Here is a 15,321-nt window from a genome sequence, read left to right on the forward strand (position 1 = left end):
TAACTATTCAAAAGAGGTACCGTGTCATAAAGACACAAAATTCACATATTAAAGTAATTATCAAATAGTAATGAAAAATTTGTATTGATTTACTATGATTTATTATTGAATTGGGTTATATTTACTGAATAGTCCCAATCATAGGAAACTATAATTTAGGTCCATTACAAATTACAAGAAGCCTATGTATATTACAATAGAAAGCGAGGGAATTAAATCTAAACTAGTTTGTATTGTGAGAAGAAAGTGATAGATAGGACAACAGAGAAAGTCGTCCCTCACTTGTGGAGGTCTAATTGAGAATTTGAAATGACCGTTCTAATCCTCCATCTCGTATGAATGAGAATGTATTTCCCTTTAGTAAGGTAAGTAAGGTTAGTACTTGATTCGAATTTTTCTATATAAACCTATTAACATCAACGTCTATACCAATTATCGTTATATTTTTTCATTATATTTAAATGAAGTTCGTTAAATCTTCTCAGCTAAAATCTATCAATATAATTATTCTTATGCTACAATTATTATTGTATAAGAAACATTATAATCTAGGGGGTAATTGAATGTCAGAAAATCAAACTAACAACAAATTGACAACTGCAGCGGGCGCGCCTGTAGGAGATAATCAAAACTCGCAATCGGCTGGACCACGTGGACCACTATTACTACAAGATGTCTGGTTACTAGAAAAACTAGCAAACTTTAATAGAGAAGTAATTCCTGAGCGTCGTATGCATGCAAAAGGATCAGGTGCTTATGGGAAATTTACTGTAACTCATGATATTTCTCAATATACTTCCGCAGCACTTTTCTCTGAAATCGGAAAAGAAACAGAAATGTTCGTTCGTTTCTCAACGGTAGCTGGTGAGCGTGGAGCTGCAGATGCAGAACGTGATATCCGTGGATTCTCTATGCGCTTCTACACAGAACAAGGTAACTGGGATTTAGTTGGTAACAACACGCCAGTATTCTTCTTCCGTGATCCACTTCAATTCCCTGATTTAAATCATGCCATTAAACGTGATCCACGTACTGGTATGCGTAGCGCTAATAACAACTGGGATTTCTGGACATCATTACCGGAAGCACTTCACCAAGTAACTATTGTAATGAGTGATCGTGGTTTACCAAACTCTTACCGTAAAATGCACGGTTTCGGTAGTCATACATTCAGTATGATCAATGCAAATAACGAACGTGTTTGGGTTAAATTCCACATGCGCTCTCAACAAGGCATTGAAAACTTCACTGACCAAGAAGCGGCTGAAGTGGTAGGAGCAGACCGTGAGAGTTCTCAACGTGACCTTTACGATAATATTGAAAAAGGCGACTTCCCTAAATGGAAAATGTATATTCAGGTTATGACGGAAGAACAAGCAAATAATATGCCTTACAACCCATTTGACTTAACAAAAGTTTGGTATAAAAAAGACTTCCCGCTTATTGAAGTTGGAGAATGGGAACTTAACCGTAACCCTGAAAACTATTTCGCTGAAGTGGAACAAGCCGCTTTTGCACCGTCTAATGTTGTACCTGGAATTAGCTTCTCTCCAGACAAAATGTTACAAGGTCGTTTATTCTCATATGCAGATGCACAACGTTACCGTTTAGGTGTAAACCATCACCAAATTCCGGTAAATACACCAAAATGCCCGGTACACTCTTTCCATAGAGATGGTGCTATGCGTGTAGATGGTAACCAAGGTGGAACATTACCTTATGAGCCAAATAGTTATGGACAATGGAAAGAACAACCTCAATACAAAGATCCGCATTTAGCACTTCAAGGAGATGCTGGTGTTTGGGATTTCCGCGAAGATGATGATAACTATTATGAACAACCAGGAAAATTATTCAATCTGATGACTCCTGAAAAACAACAAGTATTGTTTGAAAACACTGCACGTAACATGGATGGCGTTGAAGAATTCATTAAAGTTCGCCACATCATTCATTGCTATAAAGCAGATCCAGCTTACGGACAAGGACTAGCAGAAGCGATGGAAATTCCTTGGGGCTATATCGAGGCTGCAATGGCTTAACAAATAGAGATGATTCTAAACGCTTAGTCAACAGGTTTAGCATCCCCTCTTAATACTTTTAACATTGAGTGGCGGTCGTAACAGATGTTACGACTAGCCACTTTTTTGATTACTTAAAAGAAGATGTGTCGGACACAATAACGAACAATTCAAGTTTTTAATTTTTATACAAATAGAGAAAAAAATCGCATAGGTGTTGATTTACTTTGTATTATTAAAAAATTGAATTGTATTTACTAAATAGGTACTTAACACTAGCGTTGCATAAATTCAGTTCCGCTTTTTTGGTCGAATCATAATTGCCTTCAAATATGCCACTATTGCTTTGCAAGGTTAGCACGTTAGTAACAGCCATAATCGTCATCCAGACAATTGTAGAACTCATAGGCGAGCTCGTTATATACGTATAGTACCCAATTTACTTTTACGTGACTCTTCAAAATAGGATGAAAAAAAAAAGCTGACAAGACCTCAATCTGGGAATGTCGGCTTTTATTGCTTATCGTTTACATCTTTTTATCGAACATGCTCTATTTCATTAAAGTAAAGACGATAATCCTTCTGATCTTCACCTTGGTTTCTTATTTTTAGTTTACCTTCATATAACGATTCTTCTGTTTTTAAATTGCCTATAAAAATGTTATGTCCGTTATTTGTTAAATGAATGACATATAATTTTCCATTCATCGCCTTAATAAAAGGGGACTCCCCATCCTTAGTATCTACTATATCAAATGTCCGTTTTTTGTCCCATTTCTCGTTTTCAATATTATACTGGTTGACTTCTAAACCATTCGCTGACTGTGATGGAATAAAGATTGTAGAATTAAAGATAGTAGACTCACCACTAATAGATCCAAGTACTTCAGCAGGACCAATTATTTTTTTAGATTGATTACTTTCTATATCGTAAACTATGAATTCATTAGCGACTACATTCGGTTCACCGTCGCTATGTCCCATATCATCTTCAAAAGCTTCTAATTTAAATAAAAGGTATTTATTTCGTTGAATTGAGTTATAATCATTTATAATTGTTAAATCAGACCAGCCATTCTCTACCATCGGAATAGAAATAATCGTATCATTAGTTACTAATTTTTGCTTATTCATATCAAATGTATATACACGAAATTCATCTCCATTATTTATCCGAGAGCCCCGTGTAATAACCTTTAATTTACCTTCTATTACTTGGACTTCCTCAACCTGCATCCAAGAGTAACTTTCCCTTTCTGGTACATCTAGACGGATAGGCGTAACTTCTTCTAATTTTTTATTCAGTACTTCAATATCAAAGGTTAAATCTTTCATAGGGTGTACATTATTTTTCGCTTTAATAGTGGCATATGCTAATAGTTTTTCGTCTTCAAAATAATTAGTAGAGACCATATCCTTACCTCGCATGAAATTCCTATGCTGTTTCACTAAATCTTCCAACATTGGTGGGGTATATGCTCTTTCTAATTTTCGTAAAAATGGTGAATTATTTGGATTGATTGTTTCTCCATTTGTAATTTCTAAAGGGTGATACATGTTACCTACTGCGTAATCACCGAATAGCTTTATATTTTTCATTTCATCGTCATCGCCACTTACTTTTTCAAATTCAATTTTTAAATGCTCATTTGTAGCAAAACTTGATTGTATATAAAAAGTTCCAATAACAATTAACGTAACCAAACAAATCGAAATGATTTTCCAATAGCGTTTCATTTGTGTGACCTCCCATCAAACTCTTACTTTATTCTTTATCAGAAAATTACCTGTCCATATTGCACAACTTAATACAAGAATCCCTGCTAATAGTTCAATGAAAAATAATTCTACCGGGTAAAAGTAATTACCTAAAATAAACTCATTAATATATATTGGGGCAAAAAAGATTAATAGGGAAACAACACAATAGAGAAAGCCATAAATAATCCCTTTAATACGAAAAGAACGTTCAAACAGGATAGCTGTAAAAATAATAAACACAGCCGCCATTCCAGCGCCATAATATAGAACAAATTTGATTAAAGCGTTCGGTAAAAATATCGCCAAATTGCGGAAATTGGTAATTTCGTTAACAGAGAAATCGGTACGAAACTCACTTGGAACCATCCACTGTAAAACTTGACTTTCAACTGGCAGCAATAATAGTTGTAATGCGACGAGGCCAAATACATATAGAGAAATTGTTGTTGCCTTTGCTAAATACACATTAATGCGCGCTGTAGGTAACATTAACAAACGATAACTAAATGTGTTTTTTCCAAGCCAATCACGATACCAAATAAAAAAGACATAAATAATTAAGGTAACCACGCAAACTACAATTGGGCCTAAAAACCAAGCTGACTGAGAAATTGTTACAAATGACATTGTCCCATATTGTTCGATAAACTCACTCTTCAGCATTAATTCTTTGTAAACTAATTCATTTGCCCGATTTAAATATGCTCGAGATTCAACAATAACCCCAATTATTTGCGAAAGAATCGTAATTCCAATTAAAATGAGATATAACTTAAAAAAACGATTAAATTCGAAATTGACTAGCTTCAAATAACGTTTCATGCTTTATACACCTCTCTCATGACATCGATTACCGATTTCCCTTCTTTTTCCCTTACCTCTTCTGCATCGAATTCTTTTAAAACTACTCCATTATCTAGTAAAACTACTTTATCAATTAAATGTTCGATATCATTTATTTCATGTGTCGTTATAATGACGCCGCGGTCTTCAATTAAATGACTCGTAAATACATCGGCAATTTGTTCACGACTAAATATATCAATCCCTGAAAAAGGTTCATCCATTAAGACATAATCGACATCCATTGCTAAACCGAGTAAAAGGTTCACTTTTGCGGTATTGCCTTTTGATAGTTCAGAAATTCGATCCGTTTCTTTTAGTCTGAAAAATCGGAGAAGTTCATCGGCACGTTCCTGATTCCAACAGTCGTAGAAATCAGCCATAAATATATATGCATCCCGAATTTGCATTTGCGGCAACATCGTTATTGCATCTGGTATATAGGTAATTTTTTCATAGCTCCCTTTATGAATTTTTTCACCATCGATGAGGATTTGACCACTATTAATGGGGGTTAATGCCATAATTGCCTTCATAATTGTTGTTTTTCCAACCCCATTAATGCCAATTAAACAAGTAATCTTTCCTTTTTCAGCAGTAAATGAAACGCCATTCAACACTTTCTTCCTACCAAACTTTTTTGTTACATCCTTTATTTCAATCACAAAGATCCCCCCATTTAATTAATTTCCCGTTCGTACTTATCCTTCACTAAATTCAAAGCTTCGTGTACGGGTACATTGATTGACCGAACCGAATGAACAAACGTATCAACAGCCTCTAAAATCAATTCCTCTCTTACCATTTTTAGCACCTGCTCATCCTTCGTAATGCGACTAGGCAAATTCCCCTCCGTAAAAATCAACCCTTGTTCCTCCATTTCTTTATAACCTCGCTGCGCCGTATTTGGATTAATCTTCAACTGATTAGCTAGTTCCCTTCTCGATGGAATCTCCTGACCCGGTTCAAAGTAACCTGTTGCAATTTGTTCTTTAAAATGTCGAATCACTTGCACATAAACAGGATCACGATTATTAAACTTTACATCCATAGAACCAACTCCTAAAAACATAGTGTATTTATCATCTCTGTATTAAGTGGTTAATACAGTGTTAACAAAAATAAAGTACGAAATTCCATTCACAGAAACTGTATTAGGTCCATAATACAGTTACGATAAAAGAATGCGCTAGAAAAAATTGTGTATTAAAGCACTAATACAACAACTGTATATGCTACCTATTAAATTCACTTGTAGTTCAAATCTAATATATTAAATACAAAACTAGGATTCTTCAAATGTATTAATAGGTTAATACACACTGTATTATATACTTAATACACTTTTAATGTCAAACAATAATATCAATAATCAATTAACTTAGAATCTACTAGGCAATAGGACTACCTCTTTCATTTCAAGAAAACTACAGCTACGTGTTTGTAAAAGTACCCTTATACAAACAAAAGAGGAAGAGCAGTGCTAATCAGCAACCCTCTTCCTCTTTGAATATACAAATTTTCTATTCAGATAGTCTTTCATTTACTTCATTCTGCAACTTACAAGGTTAATGGCTATTGAATAGCAGGATCTTTTTACGCCCGAATCCATTTCCAGATTTCGCTCGGTGTGGCGTTCTTGCCATACATCAGGATGCCAATTTTGAAGATTTTGCCGGCAAGTTTCATGAAGACCCAGACACTGACAGCAAGAATTCCGATGGCGATAATGATTTCCACCCACGGCCATTCTTCAAGAAGTGACAGGCGCAGAATGAGAACGCCAGGTGATGTAAACGGGATATAGCTTCCAAGTTGCGCCCAGAATCCGCTTGGATCGCTGAAGACTGGTCCGATGAAAAGGAATGGGCTAAAAGGCAACACCATGACCATGCCCTGGAAATTTCCCGCTGTCGAGATATCGGCCATTGTCGCACCGATTCCGACGAACAGCGCAGCATAGAGCAGGTATCCGAGGATGGAAATGAATAATAGCAATAGAAGTTCGGGCACTAGCAGATACTCGATGACCGGAAAATCGATTTTCCAGATGAGCATCGGCAGTGCGATGACAATATAGACAACGACCTGGATGAGACCGAGGACAAAATAGCCGATGATCTTGCCTTGCATCAGTTCTGCGGGTGTTAAAGACGACAGGATAATCTCAGCAATCTTGTCTTTCTTCTCCTGGGACGCGCTTTGGAAGATCGCCATTCCGGTGAAGACGATTGACAGCATGACGACAGCGGCAAATGATCCTGGAATCACACGTTCCAGCATGTTTTCACCGAACAGGCCGTCTTCTTCCGTATTTTCAGAAGCATCTTCAAAGACGACTCCCTGCGCGACAACTGCCGCTTCTTCCGGCGTCAGGCCGAGCTGTTCGAACTGCACCAACTGCAGCGGGCCGCCAAGGATCTGGACTTCATCCATGAAGGCCGAACTCGTATCTTCATGTGTGTAAACTGCTACTTTGCCGGTTTCAACCGTCTGTTCGTCGATGAAGACATACGCAGCGTCTTCTTCCCCTTCAAGCGCTGCAGTGGCTTCCTGTTCTGTGGTGTCTGTCTGTTCCATCTGCCATTCGGTATTTTCTGCCGCTGCTTCCAATTGTCCGTAGACCCCGAGCTGGTCGTTGACGTAGACTGTCGTTGTCGCTGTTTCATCATCGGAATTGAACAGGTCCGGCAGCAGGAAAAATGCTAGGAAGATGATTGGTGTCAGGAATAGGCCGATGATGAACGACTTGCTTTTCATATTGCGTTTGATTTCCCATTTGGCAACTTTCATCGTGTTCGTGTTACGCATGCAACTCACCCACTTCCTTCAAAAGATTCTTGTCCGTGGCGATATCAATAAAGATTTCATGGAGCGAAATCCGGTCGATCGATAGTTCCTGGATGTCGAGCTCATCTGGAAGATTCTTCAGCCAGACAGCGGGCTGCACATATTTTGAGAGATAGAGCACGGCCGTTTCCCCGTTCTGTTCGACCCGCTCGACTTCAGGCAGGCTTTCAAGCAGGCTGCGGCTGTTGCTACCGTTGATTGTGCATTTGAAATTGGCGTATTCCTTTTTGACATCACTCAGGGTCCCGTAGATCACTTTCGTGCCGCGGTGAATCAGGAACAGCCGGTCCGCCATCTCTTCAACTAGGTTCATCTGATGCGAAGACAATAGAATCGCCGTACCTTTTTTGGCCAGTGAACGGATTTCTTCTTTGAACAGCTCCTGGCTGACCGGATCAAGACCAGAGAACGGCTCATCCAGGATCAGCAGTTCCGGTTCATGGAGAATGGAGGCGATAAACTGGACTTTCTGACCCATCCCTTTCGACAACTCCTCGACCGACACTTTATCCTTGCCTTCTAGGCCGAACTTTTTCAAGTACTCGAGCGCGCGTTCTTTAGCTTGGTCCAGCGGATAATTCTTCAGGTCCGCAAGATACAGCAGGATGTCCATGACCTTGACGTTTTTGTAGAGCCCCCGCTCTTCCGGCAGATAGCCAATTTTATCGCGTGGGATATCTTTCGTCGAGCGGTTCCGGAAAGCAATCGTGCCTTCATCGGGATACAAGATGCCCATGATGTTGCGGATTGTCGTCGATTTGCCTGCCCCGTTCGGTCCGAGCAGCGCCATAATCTCCCCTTTTTTCACTTCGAAGGAAATATTTGAGACAATCTTCTTGTCCTTGAAGGATTTGCCCAATCCTTCTACGGTAAGCATTGTTTCCATTTCTCTCATCCTCTCTTATTTATCTACTTCAGCAGAAGGCTGATGATTTCTTCCAGTTCCAATGCTTTGACGTCAATGACACTGTTTTCATGTTGCGTGAAATACTGTTCCGTTGCGTCAGGATTATTTGATATCAGCTCGTTTCCGGAACGGGAAAGCTCACCCGGTACTGGCACCGTCGGCATTTCCTTGAGCCAGTAGCGGCGGAATCCGGCAGCGAGCATGTCTTTCTCATACCTGCCGACCGCCTGCCCGTCCTTCATCAGGAATAAATAATCCGCCAGTTTCTGGAGATCCTCCGGCTGATGAGTTGTCAGAATGACAGCACGGTCCTCCCTTTCCATCCATTCGACAAGTAAATCCATGAATTGCTTTTTTGATGGGATGTCGAGTGACACGGTCGGTTCATCGAGAATCAGGATATCAGTATTCCGCGGCAATGCGAGCGACAGGATCAGCTTCTGCTGGAGACCTGGCGATAATTTGCTGAAACGCTTATCGAGCGGGATGTCGAGCAGCTGGATCATGCGTTCGAAAAGCTTCTCATCCCATTTCGTATATAATGGGGCAATCAGCCTTTTCAAGTCCTCTCCTGTATAGGCGTTCCAGCCGACAGTGTTTTGCGGTTGGAACGTGACATGCCTTTTCCAGCTTTCGTCTTTCCCGTCGACCGATTTACCGAAGACCCTGATCCCTCCTCCGTCCAGATTCGCCAGATTCATGATCAGCTTCAGCAAGGTACTTTTGCCAGAGCCGTTATTGCCAACCAGCGCCGTGATGGTCCCCGGCTCAATCGCCAGGCTCACAGGCCCGAGCTGAAAATCATCAATCTTTTTATTCGCGTCTTTTATTTCAATCCATGGCTGCATCTGTCATTCCCCTTTCTTGAGTTTTTCTAAAGTCTCTTCAAAAACCGTTTTGATTTCATCGACAGTATAGTCGTAATCCATCGCGTTGCGGATGGCCCGTTCGAATTCCGCTTGGACAGAAGCCGTCATCGTTTCCTGTTTCATGGAGTTCTGTATTTCCGCGACAAAAGTCCCTTTGCCATGGGCTGTTTCGATAAAGCCCTGTGACTCCAGGTCCTGATAGGCGCGACGTATCGTGATGACGCTAATCTCCAGGTCTTTCGACAGCACCCTGATTGATGGAAGCAGTGTTCCTGCAGGCAAATGGCCTCCCGCAATCAGTGCCTTCAGCTGCTTTTCAATCTGATGATAAATCGGTTCACGAGAATCTTTGGATAAGCGTATCGGCAGCAAAATCCAGCCCCCCTCTCACAGATATTCCGTTTTCTTCATGGTTTTTCTCATATCCGCTTGCCAGTAATTACAGCCCGCAATGCTCAAGACAATAGCCACGATGACTGACAGCAGTGTCCATTCAGTTGCAAGCGACATCGTCCAGTGGATAAAGCCGTTCTCTGATAAAAGCGGGAACATGAAATAAAATGCAACGGCGCCAATCACCAAGTAAATAAACGATTTTACGATGGCGCTCGTATTGAAATTCCCTCCCGCTTCGCTCGCCGCCATGATAAAGCCGACTGAAATCGATAAGCCTAGCCAAATCAGCAGGAATGCGATGTAAGCGATTGGCGTCATCATGTCCCGGAAATTCTCGGACATCAGTGGCATCGCGATAAACAGAACCAACTGGAACGGAAATGAACAGAATGCATGGATGATGAAGCGGCTTTTGACGATGATGTTTTTTGGGATTGGCAACTGCTGAAGCATGATGATTGAGGGTGCTGTCCATAAATCCCCGTCCATCTTCTGCATCTGGAATTCCTTACCCTTCATCCAGGCTGGGAACATGAAGAAAATCAGCAGGAACATTAAATCAAAGAATTTGAATTCGCCTTCCAGGTAGACATCGAACGACAGCATGAAAATCAGGCTCATCGCGATATAGAAAATTAGGATCAGTAGAAAGCTTTTTATTGAAGCCTTTATTTCAAAAGTTGCGAGCCTGTAAGCTTGTTTCCATTCATTCATATTTAAACACCCTTTCTCAACTGTTATACTGTTTATATTCATATACACAGTAACATATTCTTTTTAGAGTGGTCAATACATTTTGTGAATTATGTAAATAAAAATAGGACCTGCTAGTCACCCAGGTCAACCTCTACTGTTAAAGTGCGAATCAGTTTACAGTAGAAATTGCCAAGGCTCAAGTGGAGAATGGGAAATGATTGTCTATTTCGTGGGAACGAAAAAAGCAGACACGCCAAGCGGTCTGCTCTTTTCTCCATCACATATCCGTAACATAACCATCCGAGTGTATCGAAACATTCCAGATGGATCCAATTCTCTTCAACTCTACCCAAAGGCCTTGAAAGAGGTACCTGTGTCAGACACAAAGACAAACAATTCAATGATTCAATTAATTATACAAAAAGTGAAGAAAAATCGGATAGGTGTTGACTTTTTTGTATTATTATAGAATTGCATTGAATTACTGAATAGCTTTTCGCACAGGCACCTAAAATTGAGAAACCATATTTCGGAAATAATAATGTTATACTTATTATAGAAATTTATCTGATTTTCAATTAGATCAATCTTCCGCAAACGAGCCAAATTGATGAAGAATCCTTAACTTTACTAACTAATCTTTTAACACATTTGAGCCATTCTGTGTAAAAAGCGATGCTTAGGTTATTATAAATGAACAGTATTACTTTTTATAAAAATATATCAATTCCTTGACACGATATTCCCCTAACGGTATATTCGCGTTGGATAAAATTATATTATGGGAGGGAAAATGATGTCTGCTAAAATTGAAATCACCCACACTTTTAATGCTGCCAGGGAGATTGTTTTTAAGGCCTTTACTCAAGCTGAACATCTGCAAAATTGGTGGGGACCATAAGGATGGAATTTTAATATTTCTACGTTCGAGTTCATCCAGGGTGGTGTCTTTCACTACAGCCAGAAATCCCCTGACGGCGATATCATGTGGGTCAAATTCATTTATGATCAAATTAGCATTCCGGAAAAGTTTGTTTATACCCAATTCTTTTCCGATGAAGAAGGCAATGTCGTGCGTGCACCTTTTAACAATACCTGGCCTCTGAAAGTACAGAATACATTTACGTTCCTAGAACACGATGGCAAAACAACCCTTACGATGATTGAGACTCCTGTATCAGCAACCGAAGAGGAACTTAAAACCTTTGTAGAATCACAAGATATGGTTCAAGGTGGATTCTCAGGCACCTTCAATCAATTAGAAGCTTATTTGTCAAAGGAATAAAATAAACAGAACTGATGTAAAGGAAATCACCGACTATCTATGAAGTGCCTCCTGTCAGGTAGACAGGAGGCACTTCATAGATGTTGAGTAGTTTGGTCGCCAATGAGTTTACCAATGGAATAACGTCAAGAATGTCCAAATTTCTACCGTTTAGGATTTTGAAAGAAAAAAAGCCTAACCCCTCGAGGAATTAGGCTTATGAACTTTAACAATTGCGCCCTTTTAGAATTAAATTGTATTTACTGAACAGTTTTTCGCGCAGATACTAAAAAGTTGATTGCGCCCTCCTTCGCTTTCATAGCTACCGATATGCTGGCTAACCGCTTGGTTAAACTCTGTTGGCTTATCTACGTTAGATAAGTGTCCTGTGCGCTGGAATACGACTAATCTTGCATTCTGAATAGCATAATACATTAAATATGAGTTATAGATTGGCGTCATTTTGTCCTCAGATGAGCCGATAATTGTCGTAGGAACTTTTATGTTGAATAAGTCGAAATAATAATTCCTGCCAAAAGAAGATTGAGATGATGATAAATAAGTATCTTTTCTAATTAGGAAAGAATCCTTGACTAAGCTTATCTTCATTTCATCTTTATCATCGTATATGCAAGTTTTTAGCAATTCATTAATTTGTTCAGGTTGACCATCTAAGCCTAATAACTTCTTTGTTCTACTCAGTGCGAGATTGCCCACTAAGCTTGGTATATAGAAAAGTGTATTGCTTAATATTAGTGATTTAACTCTGCTTTTATACCGTTTGTGGATTTCTTGGGCTACGAGTCCGCCTAATGAAAGTCCGCATATATGCACTTTTTCTATTTTCAAGTGGTTTAACACCCTAATAATATCCGCTGCAAACCGCTCTACTGTTAAGTTTTGTGTTTCAACTGAATCTCCATGACCTCTTAATTCGATAATAATCAGTCTGTGATTAGCACTTAAAGATAATTGCGGATTCCATGCTTCTCTTCTACTTCCCAGTCCATGAATTAATAAGAGTTCTTCACCTTCCCCTACATCTGTATAATTTAACATCCTCTACACCTCATAGTTTGTATTTTTACACACGTTACTATAATTTAAAATCCGTGGAAGTCAGCAGCAGCCATTTCCCAACTCGATTTCCTAAACAACGCCGAACTGCGGCGCATATAGTAACTCCGAAGTAATCCCTTCGCAGCCATCTCGGCCCTTAAACACCCCGACTAGTTCTCTCCCTTGCTTATATGCGAAACCGACGCCGATTAATAACGATGCATCCTTTAGAATTCAATTAGTTTTTTTACGTCCTTCCTCTTCGGCAATTCGAGTTCGCATTTGCCGTCTCCATCTCCCGTGCTGACCGTTTCATCCGCTTGCGTAATTGCGATAGCTACCACCGATTAACGTCCGACCAGTTGCGCCGTTGTAATACATCCTCGCCAGAAATACTAACGTATATGCGGACGAGGACTTCGTACCAGCCCATTTCTCCATATTAACGACTAAAAACCGCTTGCAGATATATCAAACTTGTAGAGCTTGACATTAAAATAAACACAAAAAGGCCATTACCTATAAGGCAATGACCTTTTAATGATAAAAGAGATACCTGCTCCAGACAAAAAACGAACAATTCAAATATTCATGTAATTAGACAAAAAGTAATGAAAAATCGCATAGGCAATGATTTACTTTCTATTATTATAGAATTGTATTTACTGAATAGTTCCGCGCACAGTTATCTAATATTAATGAAAATAAGAAAAATACCTTTCCCGAACCAATCCGATAAAGCTTTCCAGTCGTGGAATCAAAGAAGGCTAGCAATCATTTAACATTTCGAATACATAATTCAGTATAATAGGTTATGAGTCATTTTTTTACTGCTCCATAATCCCTTTCCACGTAAATCGAAAAGAAAGTTGGGACAAACGATGATGAATGCAGACATACCTTTTTTGAACAAAGAAGCGGGAGAAAAAGCTGCCGCTTACATAGCAACGTTAACAAAGCCCCTGGGAAGTTTGGGCAGACTAGAAGAAATCGCAATTAGTCTTGCAGAAATGACTGAGAATTTAACTCTTGAAATTACACCTCCAGGCATTATCGTATTTGCTGCCGATCATGGTGTTGTAAAAGAAGGTGTTTCCGCTTTTCCTCAAGAAGTGACGAACCAAATGGTTACAAACATTATGAATGGCGGAGCAGCCATCAATGTATTTGGTAGACAAATAGGCGCAAAGCTCAAAGTCGTCGACGTAGGAGTAGCGGGAGATATAACAGAAGAGCAAGTTGTTCATAAAAAAGTTCGCCAGGGTACCGGCAGCTTCCTCACTGAATTGGCAATGACACGAGAAGAAGCAGAAAAAGCGGTTCTCATCGGTTATGAAGAGGGGATTCGATTTATTGAAAACGGGGTCAAATGTCTGATTATCGGTGAAGTCGGTATCGGCAACACGACAACCTGCAGTGCTATTCTCGCATCGATTACAGGCGTGGACCCCGCTACACTTGTCGGGTATGGAACGGGTATTTCCACTGAACAACATGGACGGAAAATAGCGGTTGTTCGTGATGCAATCAGCTTGCATCAGCCCAACCCAACAGATGCCATTGATATACTGTCGAAAGTGGGTGGACTTGAAATAGCTGCAATGGCAGGAGCGATGATTGCAGCTGCAGAAAAGCGGATTCCTATTCTTCTTGATGGTTTTATCTGCACAGTGTCCGCTTGCCTTGCTGAACTGATTGCTCCGACAGTAGTGGATTATATGATTTTATCGCATCAATCAGCAGAAATCGGATATACAATAGCTGCCAAACATTTACGAAAAGAACCGCTTATCCAGCTGAATATGCGTCTCGGCGAGGGGACCGGTGCGGCCGTTGCTTTTCCGATTTTACAGTCCGCTGTCAATATGATAAATGAGATGGCTACATTCGCTAATTCGGGCATATCAGGCAAAGAAGATCTTGAAACTACGGTAAAAACATGAAAATCCACTTACTCGTATATCGCCTTTAGAACACGACGCAAAGGCGGATGATTGTTCAAAAAAAACATCGACAATGCCAAGTTCTCTTAGAACTTGGTGTTGTCGATTGTCGATATGCTGTTTTTTCAATTCGAAGATTACAATTTCACAACACGATCTATATCAAAAATCATTAAACATACTCATTTATAATTAAATAAGTTCTAGGCGCCTGTGCACAACAAAAAAACCGACTCCGGAATGAAATCCCGTAATCGGTTCTGAATTTAAATTTAAATGGCGGTCCCGACCGGGATCGAACCGGCGATCTCCTGCGTGACAGGCAGGCATGTTAACCGCTACACCACGGGACCTAAAGATGTAATACTTTCGACGTTGTAATTATTCTAAATACATTCAGGTCGAAACTAAATGTGTGAGACCGGCGACGTCCTACTCTCACAGGGGGAAACCCCCAACTACCATCGGCGCTGAAGAGCTTAACTTCCGTGTTCGGTATGGGAACGGGTGTGACCTCTTCGCAATCGTCACCAGACTCTTTGAGCTTGTTCGCTCAAAACTGAATGAAACAGACATTGTGTGCATGAATCAGGGTAATCAAGCCTTCTTCAAAAATGGTTAAGTCCTCGATCGATTAGTATCCGTCAGCTCCACACGTCGCCGTGCTTCCACCCCAGACCTATCAACCTCATCTTCTTTGAGGGATCTTACT

The 15,321-nt window shown here is 40.0% G+C and carries 14 protein-coding genes, 1 tRNA gene and 2 rRNA genes; 4 read left to right on the forward strand and 13 right to left on the reverse strand.

Annotation, left to right across the window (positions count from 1 at the left end; genetic code table 11):
- The first annotated feature begins 563 nt into the window (after positions 1–563).
- The gene (locus AC1TO4_RS06380; protein ID WP_482104636.1) at positions 564–2,042 is read left to right on the forward strand and encodes a catalase; all 1,479 of its coding nucleotides are present in this window, start codon (positions 564–566) and stop codon (positions 2,040–2,042) included.
- A 516-nt stretch (positions 2,043–2,558) separates the two neighbouring features.
- Here the strand turns inward: AC1TO4_RS06380 and AC1TO4_RS06385 are convergent.
- From AC1TO4_RS06385 to AC1TO4_RS06425, 9 genes are all read right to left on the reverse strand, one after another.
- The gene (locus AC1TO4_RS06385) at positions 2,559–3,758 is read right to left on the reverse strand and encodes a hypothetical protein (RefSeq protein WP_482104637.1); all 1,200 of its coding nucleotides are present in this window, start codon (positions 3,756–3,758) and stop codon (positions 2,559–2,561) included.
- A gap of 15 nt (positions 3,759–3,773) precedes the next feature.
- Positions 3,774–4,604, reverse strand: coding sequence for a hypothetical protein (locus AC1TO4_RS06390; RefSeq protein ID WP_482104638.1), 831 nt, complete (start codon positions 4,602–4,604; stop codon positions 3,774–3,776).
- Positions 4,601–5,290, reverse strand: coding sequence for an ABC transporter ATP-binding protein (locus tag AC1TO4_RS06395; protein WP_482104639.1), 690 nt, complete (start codon positions 5,288–5,290; stop codon positions 4,601–4,603). Before AC1TO4_RS06395 ends, AC1TO4_RS06390 begins: the two co-directional genes overlap by 4 nt.
- A gap of 14 nt (positions 5,291–5,304) precedes the next feature.
- Entirely contained in the window at positions 5,305–5,676 is a 372-nt protein-coding gene (locus tag AC1TO4_RS06400; protein WP_482104640.1) for a GntR family transcriptional regulator, read from the reverse strand.
- Positions 5,677–6,221: 545 nt separating this feature from the next.
- Complete coding sequence (locus tag AC1TO4_RS06405) at positions 6,222–7,436, reverse strand: ABC transporter permease (RefSeq protein WP_482104641.1); 1,215 nt, start codon at positions 7,434–7,436, stop codon at positions 6,222–6,224.
- On the reverse strand, positions 7,429–8,361 hold the full coding sequence (locus tag AC1TO4_RS06410) for an ABC transporter ATP-binding protein (protein WP_482104642.1): 933 nt from the start codon (positions 8,359–8,361) through the stop codon (positions 7,429–7,431). The genes AC1TO4_RS06405 and AC1TO4_RS06410 overlap by 8 nt, the downstream gene beginning before the upstream one ends.
- 23 nt (positions 8,362–8,384) lie before the next feature.
- Positions 8,385–9,230 carry an ABC transporter ATP-binding protein gene (locus tag AC1TO4_RS06415; RefSeq protein ID WP_482104643.1) on the reverse strand — a complete coding sequence of 282 codons (846 nt, stop codon included), beginning with the start codon at positions 9,228–9,230 and terminating at the stop codon, positions 8,385–8,387.
- Between the two features lie 3 nt (positions 9,231–9,233).
- Positions 9,234–9,623 (reverse strand): GntR family transcriptional regulator, encoded by a 390-nt coding sequence (locus AC1TO4_RS06420; RefSeq protein ID WP_482104644.1) that lies wholly within the window; start codon positions 9,621–9,623, stop codon positions 9,234–9,236.
- Positions 9,624–9,638: 15 nt separating this feature from the next.
- Positions 9,639–10,361, reverse strand: a complete 723-nt coding sequence (locus AC1TO4_RS06425; RefSeq protein WP_482104645.1) for a hypothetical protein — start codon at positions 10,359–10,361, stop codon at positions 9,639–9,641.
- A 196-nt stretch (positions 10,362–10,557) separates the two neighbouring features.
- Between AC1TO4_RS06425 and AC1TO4_RS06430 the strand changes: the two genes are divergently transcribed.
- Both AC1TO4_RS06430 and AC1TO4_RS06435 read left to right on the forward strand, forming a co-directional pair.
- The gene (locus AC1TO4_RS06430) at positions 10,558–10,812 is read left to right on the forward strand and encodes a hypothetical protein (protein ID WP_482104646.1); all 255 of its coding nucleotides are present in this window, start codon (positions 10,558–10,560) and stop codon (positions 10,810–10,812) included.
- 447 nt (positions 10,813–11,259) lie between these two features.
- Positions 11,260–11,628, forward strand: coding sequence for an SRPBCC family protein (locus tag AC1TO4_RS06435; RefSeq protein ID WP_482104662.1), 369 nt, complete (start codon positions 11,260–11,262; stop codon positions 11,626–11,628).
- A gap of 228 nt (positions 11,629–11,856) precedes the next feature.
- Here AC1TO4_RS06435 and AC1TO4_RS06440 read toward each other — a convergent pair whose 3' ends face one another.
- Positions 11,857–12,666 (reverse strand): alpha/beta fold hydrolase, encoded by an 810-nt coding sequence (locus AC1TO4_RS06440; RefSeq protein WP_482104647.1) that lies wholly within the window; start codon positions 12,664–12,666, stop codon positions 11,857–11,859.
- Positions 12,667–13,547: 881 nt separating this feature from the next.
- Here AC1TO4_RS06440 and cobT point away from each other — a divergent pair.
- A complete protein-coding gene (gene cobT, locus AC1TO4_RS06445; RefSeq protein WP_482104648.1) occupies positions 13,548–14,609 on the forward strand; it encodes a nicotinate-nucleotide--dimethylbenzimidazole phosphoribosyltransferase in 1,062 nt (353 codons plus the stop codon).
- Between the two features lie 277 nt (positions 14,610–14,886).
- Here the strand turns inward: cobT and AC1TO4_RS06450 are convergent.
- From AC1TO4_RS06450 to AC1TO4_RS06460, 3 genes are all read right to left on the reverse strand, one after another.
- A tRNA-Asp gene (locus tag AC1TO4_RS06450) sits at positions 14,887–14,962 on the reverse strand.
- 66 nt (positions 14,963–15,028) lie between these two features.
- Positions 15,029–15,144, reverse strand: a 5S ribosomal RNA gene (gene rrf / locus AC1TO4_RS06455).
- Positions 15,145–15,223: 79 nt separating this feature from the next.
- Positions 15,224–15,321 (reverse strand): 23S ribosomal RNA (locus AC1TO4_RS06460); the annotation flags it as partial.

The organism is Sporosarcina sp. Y838 (assembly GCF_056786515.1).

Bases quoted from the DNA above. Each gene is read 5' to 3' on its own strand.
- AC1TO4_RS06380 (WP_482104636.1), top strand. From the start codon at position 564: ATGTCAGAAAATCAAACTAACAACAAATTGACAACTGCAGCGGGCGCG.
- AC1TO4_RS06385 (WP_482104637.1), bottom strand. From the start codon at position 3,758: ATGAAACGCTATTGGAAAATCATTTCGATTTGTTTGGTTACGTTAATT.
- AC1TO4_RS06390 (WP_482104638.1), bottom strand. From the start codon at position 4,604: ATGAAACGTTATTTGAAGCTAGTCAATTTCGAATTTAATCGTTTTTTT.
- AC1TO4_RS06400 (WP_482104640.1), bottom strand. From the start codon at position 5,676: ATGGATGTAAAGTTTAATAATCGTGATCCTGTTTATGTGCAAGTGATT.
- AC1TO4_RS06405 (WP_482104641.1), bottom strand. From the start codon at position 7,436: ATGCGTAACACGAACACGATGAAAGTTGCCAAATGGGAAATCAAACGC.
- AC1TO4_RS06410 (WP_482104642.1), bottom strand. From the start codon at position 8,361: ATGGAAACAATGCTTACCGTAGAAGGATTGGGCAAATCCTTCAAGGAC.
- AC1TO4_RS06415 (WP_482104643.1), bottom strand. From the start codon at position 9,230: ATGCAGCCATGGATTGAAATAAAAGACGCGAATAAAAAGATTGATGAT.
- AC1TO4_RS06425 (WP_482104645.1), bottom strand. From the start codon at position 10,361: ATGAATGAATGGAAACAAGCTTACAGGCTCGCAACTTTTGAAATAAAG.
- AC1TO4_RS06430 (WP_482104646.1), top strand. From the start codon at position 10,558: ATGATTGTCTATTTCGTGGGAACGAAAAAAGCAGACACGCCAAGCGGT.
- AC1TO4_RS06440 (WP_482104647.1), bottom strand. From the start codon at position 12,666: ATGTTAAATTATACAGATGTAGGGGAAGGTGAAGAACTCTTATTAATT.
- cobT (WP_482104648.1), top strand. From the start codon at position 13,548: ATGATGAATGCAGACATACCTTTTTTGAACAAAGAAGCGGGAGAAAAA.